The sequence below is a fragment of the Niveispirillum sp. genome (genome assembly GCF_017996735.1).
In the GTDB taxonomy this organism is placed as follows: domain Bacteria; phylum Pseudomonadota; class Alphaproteobacteria; order Azospirillales; family Azospirillaceae; genus Niveispirillum.
In genome coordinates, this window is record NZ_JAGOGJ010000006.1 from 82,026 (window position 1) to 97,283 (window position 15,258).

Below are 15,258 nucleotides of genomic sequence, written 5' to 3' on the forward strand. Positions count from 1 at the left end.
GGATGATGATCGCACCGTCTGCCCGGCGACAAGGGTGGGCGGTGCGTCTTCATGTCCCGCCCCCTTTAAAAAGGTTCCGTGACCCGCCACGTCCCGATCTTCCACCCTGAACCCCGACCGGAGGAGAATAGCAGATGGATGGTTTTACACCCCTTGCCCTGGAAGAGGATCAGATGCTGACGGCGGTTCCGCCGTCGCTGGTGGAGGCCGGTGAATGGGTCGCGGTGCGCGCCGGTGACAGCGCGATGATGATCTGGTTCCCCACGGGGGATTGACCCTCTCCCGTTCCCCTCCCCTCCATCCCTGTTGGCAAACGCCCTGGCGCCCCGTCGCCGGGGCGTTGTCGTTTTGGCGGCTGCGTCGCCCTGGTTTATTCCAGCTCACGCCTCTTCTTGTATCTGAGGCTTACAAGTATATGACATATACAATGTTAACGAGTAAATGATTTGCCGGTCATACGACCTATCGTTAGTCTTCCGTCATTCAGCAGGAACGGGGGCGCCCCAGCGAACCGCCGCCGGTCGCCTGCCACAGGGGAGGCAAGGGAATGACCGACATACTGGATATTGCGATCGTGGGCGGTGGCGTGACCGGCACCTATTGCGCCTGGCGCCTGACGGGCGAACAGGGGATCACGGGCGCCAAGGTCGCGGTTTTCGAATATAGCGACCGTATCGGTGGCCGGCTTTACACCAAGACCATTCCGGGCATGCCCAATATCGCCGCCGAATTGGGCGGCATGCGCTATATCCCGCCCAGCGAAGGGGACGACGCCTCCAACCAGCCCATGGTCAGCAACCTGATCGATGCCCTGGACCTGCCCTCGCACATCTTCCTGATGGGCAATCCCAAGCCGGGGCCGGACGGACAGCCCATCGGGGAAAAGGACAACATCTTCTACCTGCGCGGCAAGCATCTGAAGATGAAGGAACAGTCCGACCCGGACAAGGTGCCCTACAACCTGTCCTGGAACGAACGCGGCAAGACGGTCAACGACCTGCAGGTCTTCGCCTTCGATCTGCTGGTACCGAAGAACCGGCGCAACTCGCTGAACGCACTGATGGAAACCACGGTGTTCGGGCACCCGCTCTATACCTATGGTTTCTGGAACCTGATGAGTCAGACCCTGTCGTCGGAGGCCTATCAGTTCATGAAGGATGCCGGCGGCTATGACGCCAATGTCGCCAACGCCAATGCCGTGGCCCAGTTGCCCGCCACCGAATATGCCAATACCAGCGGCTTCAAGGCCATCACCGGCGGGTATCAGCGCCTGCCCCTGACGCTGGCCGAACAGGCGGCCGCGCAGGGCGCCGACATCCGCATGAACCGCCGCATCTCCCGGATCGAACGCGACCAGGACGGTCTTTATCTGCTGACGGTCGTGGAAACGGAAACCCAGCTTGTCTATGCCGACCTGGGCGGCCTGCGCGAGGTGACTCGGGACAAGGAAGGGGTGGAACCCAGCATCGTGAAGGCGAGGGACATCATCCTGGCCCTGCCGCGCCGGTCGCTGGAACTGATCGAATGGGTGGAATGGAAAAAGCCCGACGTGAAGGCCATGGTCGATTCGGTGCTGATCCAGGACGCGTTCAAGCTGCTGCTGGCCTATGATTATCCGTGGTGGGAGGCACAAGGCCTGGTGGCCGGCCGCTCCATCACCGATCTGCCGGTCCGTCAGATCTATTATTTCGGGACGGAGGAGGATCAGCCGCATGGGGAGAAGGGCAATACCCGTTCCCTGCTGATGGCCTCCTACAATGACATCACCACCGTCCCCTTCTGGAAGGGTCTGGAAAAGGGTGCGCCCTTCCTGGGCCGTCTGCCTGAAGGGGTGAAGAGTGTGGCCAGGGAGCGGTCGGGGTCCGGTCAGGAAGGCACGCCCGTGCCGCTGGCCGAATGCATCGCCACCGACGCCATGGTGGCCAGCGCGCATTCCCAGATCCTGGCCGTCCACGGTCTGGTCGATGTCGATCAGCCCTATTCCGCCATCTATCACGACTGGTCGGGCGACCCGTATGGCGGCGGCTGGCACGAATGGAAGGCGGGTTTCCGCTACGACAAGCTGATGCCCGCCATCCGCCAGCCGGTGCCCGACGAACGTGTCTTCATCTGTGGCGAGGCCTATTCCAACAATCAGGGCTGGGTCGAGGGCTGCCTGCAGACCGCCGAGCATGTGCTGCTGGAGAAGTTCGACCTGCCCTGGCCCGCCTATCTGGCGCACCTGAAGGACAACCAGGCCGAGGTGCTGGGGCCGTAAGCCGCCCCAGCCCACGCCCGCCCCCATCCTTCACCTGCAATCCTACGGGAGATGGCGTCCATGAAGCCGCTTGAGCCGTTTTTCACCGTTTCCGACTATCTGATCCAGCGCCTGCATGAAGCGGGCCTGCGCGACGTCTTCACGGTGCCGGGCGATTATGTCGCCCGCTGGTTCGACTATATCGACGATAAGGACCGCAATGACGGCTACCAGTTGACCCGGCTGGGTTGCCGGTCGGAGCTGGAGGCCGGCTATGCCGCCGATGCCTATGGCCGCATCAACGGCATTTCCTGTGCCGCCGTCACCTATGGCGTCGGCGCCTTCTCATTGCTGAACCCGGTGGCCGGGTCCTATGTGGAACGTGTGCCGACGGTGGCCATTTCCGGCAGCCCGGGGACCAGCGACACCGACCGGCCCTTTGCCCGGACCTACAAGATCCTGCTGCACCATGCGACCGGCAATTACGAGGCCGACCGCAACGCCTATGAGGATATCACGGCCGAGGCCATCATCATCAGCGACGCCAGGCAGGCGCCCGCCATGATCGATGGTGCCCTGGGCGCCGCCCTGTCGCAAAAGCGCCCTGTCTATATCGAGCTCTGGCGCCAGCTCTGGGATGCCGAATGCGCCCGGCCGGTCGGGGCGTTGACGATCCCCGCCCTGCCCGTGGATCAGGACGCCGTGAAGGCCGCCGCCGCGCATGTGGCCGGGCTGATCAAGACCGCCGCCAACCCCCTGTTCTGGGGCGGGATCGAGGTTCAGCGTTATGGTCTGCAAAGCGCCTTCGCCGGCCTGGTGGACCAGACGGGCATCCCCTATGTCACCAGCCTGCTGGCCAAAAGCGTGCTGGCCGAAACCCATCCGGGCTTCATCGGCACCTATACGGGACCGTCGTCGGATTATTCCACCTACACTACCGTGGAAAATGCCGACATGGTGGTGGTCACGGGCGACCTGCTGACCGACGATTACGAAGGGTTCGTGTCCAAGGATTTCAGCCAGATGGTTGTGGCCTATGACGGCACGGTCCGGGTGGGGGAAGCCTATTATTTCCAGGTGCCGCTGGCCGCCTTCATCAGCGCCCTGTCGGACGCGCTGCAAGGTACGGGCAAGCGGGAACCCTGGGCCGTGAAAGGTCCGGCCGTGATCGACCCGGATTTTAAGCCCTTCCCGCCCGATGCCATCACCTATGCCCGGTTCTTCCAGCGCATGCTGACCTGGGTCGATGCCGACATGACCCTGGTGCCCGATGAAAGCAGCAGCATGTATGTAAGCTGCAACATCCCCGTGAACCGGGCCAATGGCTTTGTTTCCGAGGCGGCCTGGGGCAGCATCGGCTATGCCTCGGCCGCGGCGCTGGGCCTGTCGGTGGCGGCACCGGATGCGCGGCCGGTCGTGTTTGCCGGCGATGGCGGGTTCCAGATGGTGGCGCAGACGGTCAGCACCATGGCGCTGTACCGGCGCAACCCCATCATCTTTGTCATGGTCAACACCATCTATGGCATCGAACAGGCCCTGACCAATGACAAGGCCTATACCGAGGGCCAGCCCTTCAACGCGTTCAACGTCATTCCCTATTGGGACTATGCCGGACTGGCCGTGGCGCTGGGCGCCAAGGGGGTACGGGTGACGACCCTGACGGAGTTGGAGAATGCCCTGACGACGGTGAAGGCCGATCTGGATTCCGTCTGGCTGGTGCAGGTCAACCTGCCGGCCGACGACATCCCGCAGGAAATCCTGCGTCTGGCCACCAACGAACCGCCGTCGCCGCCGGCGGTGGGGTAAGCGGCCGGGGGCGGGCGCGAAACGCCCGCCCCACCCTTTCTCACACAAACAGCATCTGATCGCCGGGCCGCACCTGGCCCAGCAGGGTGACCATGCCCGTCGTCTCCACCTTCAGGTCGGGACGCAGCGCCGGTTCACGGATGCCCAGCGCGCGCCAGCCCATTTCGCAGGCCAGGAAGGTCACATCCAATTCGGCACAAGCCGTCAGCAGCTCATCGAACCTGCCCACGCCGCGCAGGGCCAGGGTGGCGTCGCGCGCTTCCGGGCTGGTGCCATCGTCGGAGAAATCCAGACGTTTCCAGCCTTCCCCGCTCAACAGGGCGGGCAAGGCCCGGCCCGTGAAGAACAGGGTCACAGGCCGGCCCGTGGCCACGGCCGCGGCGGCCGTGACCAGGGCGTAATGCACCCGGTCATAACCGCCGGACTGCACCACCAGCACCAGCCCCCATTTACCGTCGGACATTGTATGCTCCAAGCGTCGTTAAAACGGGTGGTGGGACAAATCCACATAGGTCGGATGGGGGCCGCAGACGGGGCATTCCGGATCGCGGCGGATTTTCACCGTCCGGAAGCCCGTCTCCAGCGCCGAATACATCAGCAGCCGGCCCGACAGGCTGTCGCCGATCCCCAACAGTTCCTTCAACACTTCAACGGCCTGAAGGCTCCCCATGCTGCCCGCCAGCGCCCCCAGAACCCCGCCTTCCGAACAGGACGGGATCATGCCGGGCGGCGGCGGTTCCCGGAAAATACAGCGGTAACAGGGGTGCGGGTCGCCCAGATGCGCCTTGAAGGTGGAAAGCTGTCCGTCAAAGCGCAGCATGGCAGCACTGACCAGCGTCTTGGCCGACAGATAACAGGCATCGTTCAGCAGGAACCGGGTCGCGAAATTGTCCGTCCCGTCGGCCACCACGTCATAATTGCCGATGATGTCCAGCACGTTGGACCGGTTCAGGCGGGTCTTGTGAACCTCCACCTTCACGTCGGGATTGATGGCGGCGATTCGGGCCGCGGCACTGTCCACCTTCGGCACACCAATGCCGGCCGTATCATGGATCACCTGCCGCTGCAGGTTCGACAGATCGACGACATCATCATCGACAATGCCAATGCGCCCCACCCCGGCGGCCGCGAGATACAGCAACATCGGTGCCCCCAGCCCACCGGCCCCCACGATCAGCGCGGAGGAGGAGAGCAGCTTCGACTGTCCCTCCCCCCCCACCTCGCGCAGCATGATATGGCGGGCGTAACGGTCGATCTGGCTGTCGGTGAGGTCGAGCATCAGGGGTCCTCATACAATTTCCAGTGATCTTGACGGTCACTGGACTTCTCGCGCCGGCGCCGCCATCCGGCGGTCTGGCTCACGGCGCCATCTGGGGCGCGGCGGCGAACAGGTCGCGGAGCAGAAGATATAGGGGGTGGTCAGGCTGCGCCACCAGTCGGATAGTCATACCCAGACAGACGATCACCAGCAGCGGCCGTACCAGTTTCGCCCCGAACCGCAGGGCGGCATGACTGCCGACCCAGGCACCGATCACCTGCGCCACCGCCATGATCAGGCCCGCCTTCCACACGATCTGTCCGCCCAGAGCGAACACGCCCAGGCTGACGACATTGCTGGTGAAGTTCAGCAGCTTGGTATTGGCCGTGGCACGCCGCATGTTCATGCCCAGCAGCGCCACGCAGCCCAGCGCGAAGAAACTGCCCGTGCCCGGCCCGAAGAATCCGTCATAGAAACCGACGGCGAACCCCACTGTCAGGCTGAAGGCCGGCAGCGTCATGCGCGCCTTCGCCTCCACATCGCCCACACGCGGGCTGAGCAGGAAATAGACGGCGATGGCGACCAGCAGCACGGGGATCACCGCCATCATGAAGCCGGTGCCCGTCATGCGCACCGCCATGGTGCCCGCGGCCGACCCGGCAAAGACGCAGGCCACCGTGAAGGCCATGGCGCGCAGTTCGATCTGTCCTGCCCGCCAGAAGGTGAAGGTGGCCATGGCGGTGCCGAAACTGCCCTGCAACTTGTTGGTGGCCAGCGCCGCCGCCGGCGGGATGCCCGTGGACAACAGGGCCGGAATGGTGATCAGCCCGCCCCCGCCTGCGATGGCATCAATGAAGCCGGCCAGCAAGGCGGCAATGGCCAGGAAGACCAGAAGGTCGGTGGACAGGAGTTCGGTCAAGATCGGCCTGCGGCGGTGTGGGGACGCGCCGATACTGATAAGGGGTTGAACGGCCGGGGGGAAGGGCGAAGGGGAAACGGGACCTCAGGCAGCAGCCCCCGCCTGGACATGGATATCAAGGCCAATGGCGGTGGCCATGGTCAGCAAATCCTTAAAACTGAAACCATCGATCTGTCCGCGTTGGAACGCGCTCCACCGATCCGGGCTGATACCCAGGCGCTCAGTTTGAGGCCGGCCCGCATCGCAGGATCATCCTCAATCGCGTCCCAGACGCTGGCAAATACCCTGTCGGTCATGACGCCCCCCTGGTCAGTGCGCGAAAGCGGCGGGTGGCGATGTCGATATCCGCCTGCGCCGTCTTCTGGCTCTTCTTCTCGAAACAATGCAACCCATGCTCACCACATCCACCCACCGATTACCCTCGCTCCCCGCTCCCGCGTTTGCTAAGAAGGTTGTTCCAGTCGAACTCGGGTGGGATGGCCGGAATGCCGGAACATGGTGCGGACGGGCGGCGGGGCGTTGCCCGTCCTGGTTACTGATCCCCGTTGTTGGTGATCATGGCCCAGATACATGCAAGCTGTGTCGCGGTTGATGGTCTGGCCCTGCTGCTGCGGGGACCATCGGGGGCGGGCAAATCCGATCTGGCACTGCGCCTTGTCGATGAAGGGGCGCGTCTGGTGGCCGATGATCGTGTCGATCTGCTTTCCGACGGACAGGGCGGCCTGATGGCCCGCTGTCCGCAGGCGATATCCGGATTGATGGAGGTGCGGGGCCTGGGCGTGCTGCCCGTCCCGTCGGTCGACACCGCCCCCGTTGCCCTGATCGTCGATCTGGAAACCGACGACGAAAGATTGCCGCAACCGGGGCTGGAGATGCTGGCCGGTGTCGCCCTGCCTCGCATCCGCGTGAACCCGTTCCATGCCAGCACGCCGGCCAAGCTGCGGCTGGCCATGGCGGCCCTGTCGCGCGGCTGGCCGCTGGTTCCGGGGGAAGGCGCGTGGCGCCGGATGGTCGCCATCGCCGCCGGGGGGCAGGCATGAGCGGGTCCGCCGGCCTGGGCCCCGATGGCCGCCTGCCCGTCGTCGTCGCCACCGGCATGTCCGGCAGCGGCCTGTCGACCGCCATGAAATGCCTGGAGGATCTGGGATACGAGGCGGTGGACAATCTGCGCCTGTCGCTGCTGCAGCCCCTGGTCAGCCAGCCGCATGACCGGCCGCTGGTCATCGGCATCGACAGCCGGACCCGCGATTTCAACACCCAGACCCTGCTGGCCCAGATCTCCCTGCTGCGCGACCGGCCCGACCTGCGCGTGCGGCTGCTGTTCATGGATGCCCATGCCGACGCGTTGCAGCGTCGCTATACCGAAACCCGGCGCCCCCACCCGCTGGCTGCCGACCGCCCCGTGCTGGACGGGATCGCCACCGAACGGGTGTTGATGCAGCCTTTGCGCGACGCGGCGGACGAGGTGGTGGATACCACCAACTTCTCCGTCCATGACACGCGACGGCACCTGACGGGGCTGTTCCGGTTGGATGGCGGGCCGGTCCTGTCGATCTTCGTGACCAGCTTCGCCTATCGCCATGGCGTCCCGCGGGAGGCCGATCTGGTCTTCGATGTGCGCTTCCTGGACAATCCGCACTGGGACAAGGCCCTGCGCCCCCTGACGGGGCTGGACCAGCCCGTGGCCGATTACATCACCCGCGACCCGGACTATGCCGAATTTTTCGGCAACCTGACGCGGCTGCTGGAACCCTTGCTGCCCCGCTATGTGCGGGAGGGCAAGCATTACCTGACCATCGCGGTCGGCTGCACGGGCGGCCGGCACCGGTCGGTGTTCATCACCCGCAACCTGGCCCGGTGGCTGGCGGAGCGGGGATACAAGGTGGGCGAGGCGCACCGCGACCTCGACCGCAAGGAGCAGGCGCCGCCACCCGTTCCCGAAGACCGGGCGGCGGCCGGCACGAACCTGAGGGAAAGCGCATGATTGGCTTGGTCCTGGTCACCCACGGCAATCTTGCCGTGGAGTTCATCGCCGCCATGGAGCATGTGGTGGGCCCGCAGAAACAGGTCTGCGCGGTCTGTATCGGACCCGAGGACGATATGGAGCAGCGCCGCAACGACATCCTGGCCGACGTCGCCAAGTGCGATACCGGCGATGGCGTCGTGGTCCTGACCGACATGTTCGGCGGCACCCCGTCCAACCTGGCCATTTCGATCATGGACCGCGCCAAGGTGGAGGTGATCGCCGGCATGAACCTGCCCATGCTGATCAAGCTGGCGTCCGTGCGCAAGACGGGGGCCGACCTGAAGGCCGCCGTGGCCGCCGCCCAGGAGGCGGGCCGCAAATATATCAATGTCGCCTCCGCCCTGCTGTCGGACGGCTGATCCCCCCTCTTTCCACCCCCTGTTTGCGGTCCCTTGAATGAGCGAAAGCATCCTGCCCCCCGGCGCCCTGTCGCGCACGGTCACCATCCGCAACCGGCGCGGCCTGCATGCCCGCGCGGCGGCGAAGTTCGTGAAGCTGGCCGGCGACTACGACGCACAGGTGGAGGTGGAACGCGCCGACAATATCGTGTCGGGCGTATCGATCATGGGATTGATGATGCTGGCCGCCAGCATCGATACGACAATCGACATCAGGGCGGCCGGCCCCCAGGCCCGCGAGGCGCTGGACGCCCTGACCAGGCTGGTCGACGAGAAGTTCGGCGAAGACTAAGAACAGTTCCGGGAGTGCCCGCCCATGACCACGCGACAGCACCCGCCCCGCCACGGCGCGGGAGACGCCGCCACGGCTGAACGCCTGTTGCGCGGCCTGGGCGTGTCGCCGGGCATCGCCATCGGCCCCGCCCATGTGATGGAAGCCGGCGCCATCCAGGTGCCCGAATATTGCGTGGCCGAAAATGCCGTGGATGAGGAGGTGGCGCGCTTCCATGGGGCCGTGGAAAAGGCACGGCGCCAGCTTGGCAAGCTGAAATCCAAGGCCGGCACCCTGCCCGCCGATGCCGCCGCCGACGTCGCCACCCTGCTGGAGGCGCATCAGGCCATGCTGTCGGGATCGCGCCTGATCCGCGGCGTGGAAAAGCGCATCCGCAGTGAATTCCTGAATGCCGAATCGGCGGTGCAGCAGGAAATCACAGTCCTGGCGCAGAGTTTTGCCGCCATGGACGATGCCTATCTGGCCGCCCGCGTGGCCGATGTGCGCGAGGTCGGGCGCCGGCTGGTCCGCAACCTGATGGAAACGCCCTATCAGGCCTTCTCCCGCCTGCCCGACGGCGCCATCATCCTGGCCGAGGAACTGTCCCCCGCCGACACCGCCCTGCTGGACCCCCGCCGCATCGGCGGTTTTGCCACCGTGCTGGGCGGGGCGGAGGGGCACACGGCCATCATGGCCCGGTCGCTGGGTCTGCCCGCCGTTCTGGGTGCCGCCGGCCTGTTGCAGGGGGTGGAGACGGGCGACCTTGTGGTCGTGGACGGGCGCGCGGGCCGCGTCCTGATCAACCCGTCCGAGGATGTGCTGGCCGATTACCGCCAGCGCCAGACCCTGTGGCGGGCGGAACGGGAGCAGTTGAAGGCCCTGGCCGGCCTGCCCGCCATCACCCGCGACGGCACCGACGTCACCTTGAATGCCAACCTGGAACTGCCGCGCGAACTGGACGGGGCGCGCGATGGCGGCGCGGCCGGCGTCGGCCTGCTGCGCACGGAATTCATGTATATGAACCGTGACGACCTTCCGGGGGAGGAGGAGCAGTATCAGGTCCTGCGCGATCTGGTTGTCGCCATGGACGGAAAGCCGGTCACGGCCCGCACCCTGGATGTCGGGGGTGAAAAGCTGGCCGGCGCGCTGGCCGACCGATTCGCCACGCCGGCCAATCCCGCCCTGGGCCTGCGCGCCATCCGCCTGGGCCTGAAGGAGCCGAAGCTGCTGGAAACGCAGCTTGCCGCCATGCTGCGCGCCGGTGCGCACGGGCCGATCCGCATCCTGGTCCCGATGATCAGCAACCCGTCGGAAATGCGCAAGGTGCGGGAACTGATGCGCGCCGTGGCCCGCCGCCTGCTGCGCCGGGGCCATGCCATCGCCGATCCGCTGCCCCCCCTGGGCGCCATGATCGAGATACCGGGCGCCGCCCTGGCCGCCGACAGCCTGTCATCCGTTTCCGATTTCTTCGCCATCGGCACCAACGACCTGATCCAGTACACGCTGGCCATCGATCGTGGCGACGAACAGGTGGCCTATCTCTACGATCCGCTGCACCCCGCCGTGCTGCGGCTGGTGCAGTTCACCGTGGAGGCGGCGGCCCGGGCCCGCATTCCCGTGTCCATCTGCGGTGAAATGGCGGGCGATCCGCGCTATGCCGCGCTGCTGCTGGGCATGGGCGTGCGCGAACTGTCCATGGCGCCGGCCAACCTGCCGCTGGTGAAGCGCCGGGTGCGCGGCATGGATCTGCGGGAAGCCACCCGCCGCGCCGGCATGATCATGGGTCAGACCGATGGCGGGCGCATCGCCGCGCTGCTGGATGATTTCAACGAAGCGTTGGGGTAATCTCGTCATGCGCCATCCGCAGGAGGCCCCGATGAGTTGGCATCGCACCCTTTTTGCCCTGTCCGCCCTGTTGCTGGCGGCACCCGTGGCATCCGCCCTGTCACCGCCGGAGCCGGAAAGCCTGCGCGAGGAACAGCGCCTGACCGTGAATGGGCGGGAAGAGGTATGGCAACTGGTCTGGGTCGGTCCCGTCCGCGATTATTGCGAGGCGGTGAGCCCGGAAGTGGCCATCACCGCCCCCTGCGCCGGCTTCGCCTATGGGCAGACCGGGCGGCTGTCGCTGCGCCGGCTGCGCGACGGACAGGTGGTCGACCGGTTCGACCCCGGCACCGCCTTTGCCGACGCGTCGGAACTGCTGCCCGGGCGGGAGGCCGGCTGGTCCGTGCTGCCCCGCCACGCCATGCAGGATGATGATTATGGCCGCTGGCTGGAGGATGAGGGCAGGTTCCTGCAGGCCGTGGAGCAGCGCCCCACCATCACCGTGATGCGCTTTGCCGATTATGACCGCGACGGGCGCGGCAGCGAATTCCTGCTGCAGACCGATGTCGAACCCGGCGGCAAGCCGCTTTACGCCGCCATCGGCCTGCCGGCGGGGCGGGAGAAGCTGGATTTTCTCCGGTCCACCGGGCGTCCCGATCAGGCCCTGGTCCTAACCTCCCGCGCCTGGGCCGCCCTGCGTGACCAGACGGGAACGGCCATCGTGTCGCACTGGATCTGCGGCGACCATGGGGCGGAAACGAAGTCGGACTATCTGCTGTCGGCCGATGCCGGCCGGATCAGCGTCAGGCTGCGCGAAAGCGCCTGCCCCAACGGGCCGGTGATCGACGAAACCGACTGGTAAACCGGTCAGGACACGGGCGGCGTCACACCCTTGGGCAGCAGCAGCCAGTAACGCCCGCTGCTTTTCATCAGACCGGCGCGCTGCTCCGCCTCCGCCCCATGGCCCCAGAACACATCGCCGCGCACGGGCCCCCGGATGGCGCCGCCCGTGTCCTGCGCCACCAGCAGGCGGCGGACGCGGGTCTTGGCCTGCACCGGGTCCTCGGCATCCAGCCAGACGGGCACGCCATAGGCGATGAAGGTGCGGTCCACGGCCAGCGACCGGCCCGGCGTCAGGGCCACCCCCTGCGCGCCCAGCGGCCCCTCCCCCTCCAGCCGGCGGAAGAACACGAAGGACGGGTTGGTGTTCATCACGTCGGTCGCCTTGGACGGGTTGGCTTCCAGCCAGGCGCGGATCGACTGCATCGACACGTCTTCCTTGGCCAGCGCCCCGCGCGCCACCAGTTCCCGCCCGATGGCGAAATAGGGCTGGCCATTCTGCCCGTCATAGCCGACGCGGATCTGGCTGCCATCGGGCAGGGTGACGCGACCCGATCCCTGTATCTGCAGGAAGAAGGCATCGACCGGATCGTCGACATAGAGCAGTTCCAGGCCCTTGCCGTTAAGCGCGCCGGCTTCGATGGAGCGGCGGTCGGCATAGGGTTTCAACTGCCCGTCCACCACCCGGCCGGCAATGCGCTCGCCCTTCAGGTTGGGGCGGAACTCCCCCAGATCGACCATCACCAGATCGGACGGGCGCTTATAGAGCGGGGTCTGGTACTTGCCCTGGCGCTTCGGCGACCCGCGCAAGGCGCTTTCGTAATAGCCGGTGAACAGCCCTTCCTCATTGCCATTGTCGCCGGCGGCCCAGGGCTGGAACAGTTCCTCCACCGCGCGGCGCAGGGCGACATGGTCACCAGCGGGCAGCTTGGCGATGACGGCACAGGGGCCGGTCCAGTCGCCGATGCGCCCCATCGTACCGTTGGGGCCCAGCGCCCGGTCGGCCGGTTGCTTCACCAGCCGGTCACAGCTTTTCAGCAGCGCCGGCAGCGCGTCGGCCGTGCGATCCACCGACCAGCCCGGCAGGTCGGCGAAGCGGACGGGGCGAAGGGTCAGGCGGGCCGCGGGTTTTTCCGCCTCCACGGGGGGCACTGACGGGACCGGCGGCTTCGCGGGCTGCTGGGCACAGCCGGCCAGCAGGCCAAGGGCGAACAGGGCGGCAAGGGGGCTAATGCGCATCGGATGATCCATGGAGCAGACATGGAAAGGGCGCCCGGCAAGGGGCGCCCCGTAAGCATGGGCGGCAGGGCGGCATCAGCCGCTGCGCGTTTCGGACAGGTGCCAGTTGGGATCGCTGGCGCGGGTATTGCGGCTGAAGGTCCAGATATCGACCACTTCCTCCGGCCGTCCCTCATCCCCGTCCAGGATATTGCCCTGGGCATCACGGGTGACATGGGTCTGACGCGTCGTGAAGGTGATGGTGCAATGCGCGGTGCGCCCATCCAGACGGGCAGCCGTCAGATCGACCCCTTCGAAAGCGTGGATACGGCTTTCCAGCGTCTCTCCCGCCGCCTGACGTTCCCGGATGGCGGCGGCGAAACGGTCATAGACGTCATCGGCCAGCAGCGGGCGCAGGGTCGGGGTGTCGCCCTCGGCAAAGGCCTTCACGATCATCTCGAACGCGGCCTTGGCGCCCTGCAGGAAGGTACGCTCGTTGAAATTGGGGTCGGCGGCGCGGATCAGGCGCAGGCCGTCTTCCAGGGAGACGGGGCCGGACGGATCGGGCAGGTCCGGCAACTCACCGGCGGGGCCGCGCGGCGGAAGCTGGATGACATTGTCGCTATCGACCGTGGGTCCGGTGGCACCGGCATTGTCACGCGGGGCGAAGGGGTTCGGACGCTCCCGTTCCTCCCCGTGCTTGCGGCCGAGGACGTTGCGCAGGCGGTAGATGAAGAACGCCGCCACCATCGCGAAAATCAGGATTTCCAGCCAGACGGAGCCGCCGCCCATCGCATCACCCATTTCTGCCCTTGCACCCGGCCGTGTATAGACACCATCTGATGCGAATGGCCATCCTCGCCATCCGCCCGCCGGGGCGTTAATTTATGAAAGCCTATTCGTTAGATAGGCCCTCGATACGTAAAGAGCAAGGACAGCCATGCGTTTCCTTCTTCCGTTGCTGCTTCTGCCCCTTTTGGAGATCGCCGGATTCGCCTGGGTTGGATCGCAGATCGGGGCGCTGAACACCGTGCTGCTGGTGCTGCTGTCGGGCGTCGTGGGCGTGCTGTTGTTGCAGCGCACCGGCCTGGAAAGCGTGCGTCGCGCGCAGGTGGGCCTGCGCACGGGCGAGACGGAGCCCATGCGGCAGATGTTCAACGGGCTGTGTACCGCCTTTTCGGCCATCCTGTTCCTGATACCGGGCTTTATCACCGATATCCTGGCCCTGATCCTGTTTCTGCCGCCGGTGCGCGCGGCCCTGCTGTCCCGCATGACCATCTTCATGCAGGTGAACGGCCAGACCGTGCGGTCCCGGCCCGGCCCCACGGGCCGCCCGCCGGTGATCGATGTGGAATATCAGGACGTGTCCCGCCCCGGCAGCGGCGATCAGGCCGGCGACCTGCCCCCGCCCGACAGCAAATGGCGCCCGCCCGCCGACAATTCCTGACCGGGTAGACAGCCGAGACCGGCCAGCGTCTCGGCCACAGCCCGGTCCAGGTCGGTATGCGGGACATCCCCCAGAAAGGCGGACAGCCTCTCCCCCGGCATGCGCAGCGGCTGTTGCCACAGATACCGCATGCCGGCGATTTCCCGCATCATCGGCATAACCAGCCCGGCCAGCCGGACCAGCGGCCAGTTCAACCGCTTCACCGGCAGGTCGGGCCGCCCCGTCACGCGGCGGATGGCCTCGGCCATGCCCATGCCATCCGCATCCCAATGGCCGGCGAAATGGAACCGGGCGAAGGAAGGAAGGTCGGCTTCACGGTCCAGCAGGGCCATCATGGTTTCGGCCAGATCGGGCAGATAGGCCCATTGATGGCCGATGCCGGGACGGCCCGGCAGGGTGATGGCACGGATCGGCCATTCCGCCTGGACCATGCCTTGCGCGAACCAGCTATTGCCGGCGCGCGGCCCGAAAAAATCACCGGCGCGCAGGATCAGTGCCCGGCCGCCCCCATCGGCCAGAAGCCGGATACGGTCCTCCAGCGCCACGCGGATGCGCCCCTTCTCCGTCACCGGGTTCTGTGGCGCCTCCTCCATCAGCATCGTGCCGGCATCCGGCCCGAAATTATAGATGGTGCCGGGCAGTACCAGCCGCGCGCCCGTCGCCCGTGCCGCCGCAACCGACGCGTCGATCATCGGCAGCACCAGTTCGGCCCAGCGCCGGTAACCGGGCGGGTTCACCCCATGCAGAATGACATCCACCCCGTCCGCAGCGGACAGCACGCTGCCGGCATCCAGGGCGTCGCCCCGGCGCCAGTCCAGGCCCTGCAGGGTGGACGCCACCTTTTCCGGATGGCGGTGCAGCGCCCGCACCCGCCAGCCGCGCGCCAGCATCAGCCGCGCCGCCTCCCCGCCGATGCCGCCCGTGGCCCCCAGAACCAGGGCCGTTGCACTACCGCTCATCACCGCCTCCATCCTCTTGATGGACGGGACAGTAGGGCTGCCGCCATGCTAAACGG

General features: G+C 66.4%; 17 protein-coding genes. 10 read left to right on the forward strand and 7 right to left on the reverse strand.

The features are described 5' to 3' along the window. Positions 1 to 134: 134 nt before the first annotated feature. The 3 genes from KBA48_RS04135 (at position 135) to KBA48_RS04145 (ending at position 4,042) form a co-directional block, all read left to right on the forward strand. Positions 135 to 275 carry a hypothetical protein gene (locus KBA48_RS04135; protein ID WP_292903728.1) on the forward strand — a complete coding sequence of 47 codons (141 nt, stop codon included), beginning with the start codon at positions 135 to 137 and terminating at the stop codon, positions 273 to 275. Between the two features lie 272 nt (positions 276 to 547). After that, positions 548 to 2,257, forward strand: a complete 1,710-nt coding sequence (locus tag KBA48_RS04140; RefSeq protein WP_292903729.1) for an FAD-dependent oxidoreductase — start codon at positions 548 to 550, stop codon at positions 2,255 to 2,257. A gap of 60 nt (positions 2,258 to 2,317) precedes the next feature. Next, entirely contained in the window at positions 2,318 to 4,042 is a 1,725-nt protein-coding gene (locus tag KBA48_RS04145; protein WP_292903730.1) for a thiamine pyrophosphate-dependent enzyme, read from the forward strand. Positions 4,043 to 4,082: 40 nt separating this feature from the next. Here the strand turns inward: KBA48_RS04145 and KBA48_RS04150 are convergent, their stop codons facing one another. The 4 genes from KBA48_RS04150 to KBA48_RS33000 all read right to left on the reverse strand — a co-directional run bounded on the left by KBA48_RS04150 (position 4,083) and on the right by KBA48_RS33000 (position 6,631). Further along, positions 4,083 to 4,505 (reverse strand): DsrE family protein, encoded by a 423-nt coding sequence (locus KBA48_RS04150; protein WP_292903731.1) that lies wholly within the window; start codon positions 4,503 to 4,505, stop codon positions 4,083 to 4,085. A gap of 18 nt (positions 4,506 to 4,523) precedes the next feature. After that, complete coding sequence (locus KBA48_RS04155; RefSeq protein ID WP_292903732.1) at positions 4,524 to 5,321, reverse strand: molybdopterin-synthase adenylyltransferase MoeB; 798 nt, start codon at positions 5,319 to 5,321, stop codon at positions 4,524 to 4,526. Between the two features lie 79 nt (positions 5,322 to 5,400). Further along, on the reverse strand, positions 5,401 to 6,219 hold the full coding sequence (locus tag KBA48_RS04160) for a TSUP family transporter (protein ID WP_292903733.1): 819 nt from the start codon (positions 6,217 to 6,219) through the stop codon (positions 5,401 to 5,403). A gap of 292 nt (positions 6,220 to 6,511) precedes the next feature. Then, complete coding sequence (locus KBA48_RS33000) at positions 6,512 to 6,631, reverse strand: type II toxin-antitoxin system RelE/ParE family toxin (RefSeq protein WP_367273806.1); 120 nt, start codon at positions 6,629 to 6,631, stop codon at positions 6,512 to 6,514. Positions 6,632 to 6,776: 145 nt separating this feature from the next. On the opposite strand from KBA48_RS33000, the gene KBA48_RS04165 reads away from it, so the two are divergent. Genes KBA48_RS04165 through KBA48_RS04190 form a run of 6 tightly spaced genes read left to right on the forward strand, consistent with a single transcriptional unit; the run spans position 6,777 to position 11,600 of the window. Further along, positions 6,777 to 7,259 carry an aldolase gene (locus KBA48_RS04165; RefSeq protein ID WP_292903734.1) on the forward strand — a complete coding sequence of 161 codons (483 nt, stop codon included), beginning with the start codon at positions 6,777 to 6,779 and terminating at the stop codon, positions 7,257 to 7,259. Continuing rightward, complete coding sequence (gene rapZ / locus KBA48_RS04170) at positions 7,256 to 8,203, forward strand: RNase adapter RapZ (protein ID WP_292903735.1); 948 nt, start codon at positions 7,256 to 7,258, stop codon at positions 8,201 to 8,203. Before KBA48_RS04165 ends, rapZ begins: the two co-directional genes overlap by 4 nt. Next, a complete protein-coding gene (locus KBA48_RS04175) occupies positions 8,200 to 8,604 on the forward strand; it encodes a PTS sugar transporter subunit IIA (protein WP_292903736.1) in 405 nt (134 codons plus the stop codon). Before rapZ ends, KBA48_RS04175 begins: the two co-directional genes overlap by 4 nt. A 37-nt stretch (positions 8,605 to 8,641) precedes the next feature. Further along, positions 8,642 to 8,935, forward strand: a complete 294-nt coding sequence (locus KBA48_RS04180) for an HPr family phosphocarrier protein (RefSeq protein WP_292903737.1) — start codon at positions 8,642 to 8,644, stop codon at positions 8,933 to 8,935. Between the two features lie 24 nt (positions 8,936 to 8,959). Beyond that, positions 8,960 to 10,759 carry a phosphoenolpyruvate--protein phosphotransferase gene (gene ptsP / locus KBA48_RS04185; RefSeq protein ID WP_292903738.1) on the forward strand — a complete coding sequence of 600 codons (1,800 nt, stop codon included), beginning with the start codon at positions 8,960 to 8,962 and terminating at the stop codon, positions 10,757 to 10,759. 31 nt (positions 10,760 to 10,790) lie between these two features. Next, on the forward strand, positions 10,791 to 11,600 hold the full coding sequence (locus KBA48_RS04190) for a hypothetical protein (protein WP_292903739.1): 810 nt from the start codon (positions 10,791 to 10,793) through the stop codon (positions 11,598 to 11,600). 5 nt (positions 11,601 to 11,605) lie between these two features. On the opposite strand, the gene KBA48_RS04195 is transcribed toward KBA48_RS04190, so the two are convergent. After that, positions 11,606 to 12,817, reverse strand: coding sequence for an MltA domain-containing protein (locus KBA48_RS04195; RefSeq protein ID WP_292903740.1), 1,212 nt, complete (start codon positions 12,815 to 12,817; stop codon positions 11,606 to 11,608). 75 nt (positions 12,818 to 12,892) lie between these two features. Further along, on the reverse strand, positions 12,893 to 13,600 hold the full coding sequence (locus KBA48_RS04200) for a Tim44/TimA family putative adaptor protein (protein ID WP_292903741.1): 708 nt from the start codon (positions 13,598 to 13,600) through the stop codon (positions 12,893 to 12,895). A 136-nt stretch (positions 13,601 to 13,736) separates the two neighbouring features. Between KBA48_RS04200 and KBA48_RS04205 the strand changes: the two genes are divergently transcribed. Continuing rightward, positions 13,737 to 14,243, forward strand: a complete 507-nt coding sequence (locus KBA48_RS04205) for an FxsA family protein (protein WP_292903742.1) — start codon at positions 13,737 to 13,739, stop codon at positions 14,241 to 14,243. Here the strand turns inward: KBA48_RS04205 and KBA48_RS04210 are convergent. Further along, positions 14,183 to 15,202: an NAD(P)H-binding protein gene (locus KBA48_RS04210; RefSeq protein WP_292903743.1), complete on the reverse strand. Its 1,020-nt coding sequence runs from the start codon at positions 15,200 to 15,202 to the stop codon at positions 14,183 to 14,185. The two genes, KBA48_RS04205 and KBA48_RS04210, sit on opposite strands and share 61 nt — an antisense overlap. Between the last annotated feature and the right edge of the window lie 56 nt (positions 15,203 to 15,258).

Coding starts and splice junctions, on each gene's coding strand:
- KBA48_RS04135 (WP_292903728.1), top strand. CDS start 135: ATGGATGGTTTTACACCCCTTGCCCTGGAAGAGGATCAGATGCTGACG.
- KBA48_RS04140 (WP_292903729.1), top strand. CDS start 548: ATGACCGACATACTGGATATTGCGATCGTGGGCGGTGGCGTGACCGGC.
- KBA48_RS04145 (WP_292903730.1), top strand. CDS start 2,318: ATGAAGCCGCTTGAGCCGTTTTTCACCGTTTCCGACTATCTGATCCAG.
- KBA48_RS04150 (WP_292903731.1), bottom strand. CDS start 4,505: ATGTCCGACGGTAAATGGGGGCTGGTGCTGGTGGTGCAGTCCGGCGGT.
- KBA48_RS04155 (WP_292903732.1), bottom strand. CDS start 5,321: ATGCTCGACCTCACCGACAGCCAGATCGACCGTTACGCCCGCCATATC.
- KBA48_RS04165 (WP_292903734.1), top strand. CDS start 6,777: ATGGCCCAGATACATGCAAGCTGTGTCGCGGTTGATGGTCTGGCCCTG.
- rapZ (WP_292903735.1), top strand. CDS start 7,256: ATGAGCGGGTCCGCCGGCCTGGGCCCCGATGGCCGCCTGCCCGTCGTC.
- KBA48_RS04175 (WP_292903736.1), top strand. CDS start 8,200: ATGATTGGCTTGGTCCTGGTCACCCACGGCAATCTTGCCGTGGAGTTC.
- KBA48_RS04180 (WP_292903737.1), top strand. CDS start 8,642: ATGAGCGAAAGCATCCTGCCCCCCGGCGCCCTGTCGCGCACGGTCACC.
- ptsP (WP_292903738.1), top strand. CDS start 8,960: ATGACCACGCGACAGCACCCGCCCCGCCACGGCGCGGGAGACGCCGCC.
- KBA48_RS04190 (WP_292903739.1), top strand. CDS start 10,791: ATGAGTTGGCATCGCACCCTTTTTGCCCTGTCCGCCCTGTTGCTGGCG.
- KBA48_RS04195 (WP_292903740.1), bottom strand. CDS start 12,817: ATGCGCATTAGCCCCCTTGCCGCCCTGTTCGCCCTTGGCCTGCTGGCC.
- KBA48_RS04200 (WP_292903741.1), bottom strand. CDS start 13,600: ATGGGTGATGCGATGGGCGGCGGCTCCGTCTGGCTGGAAATCCTGATT.
- KBA48_RS04205 (WP_292903742.1), top strand. CDS start 13,737: ATGCGTTTCCTTCTTCCGTTGCTGCTTCTGCCCCTTTTGGAGATCGCC.
- KBA48_RS04210 (WP_292903743.1), bottom strand. CDS start 15,202: ATGAGCGGTAGTGCAACGGCCCTGGTTCTGGGGGCCACGGGCGGCATC.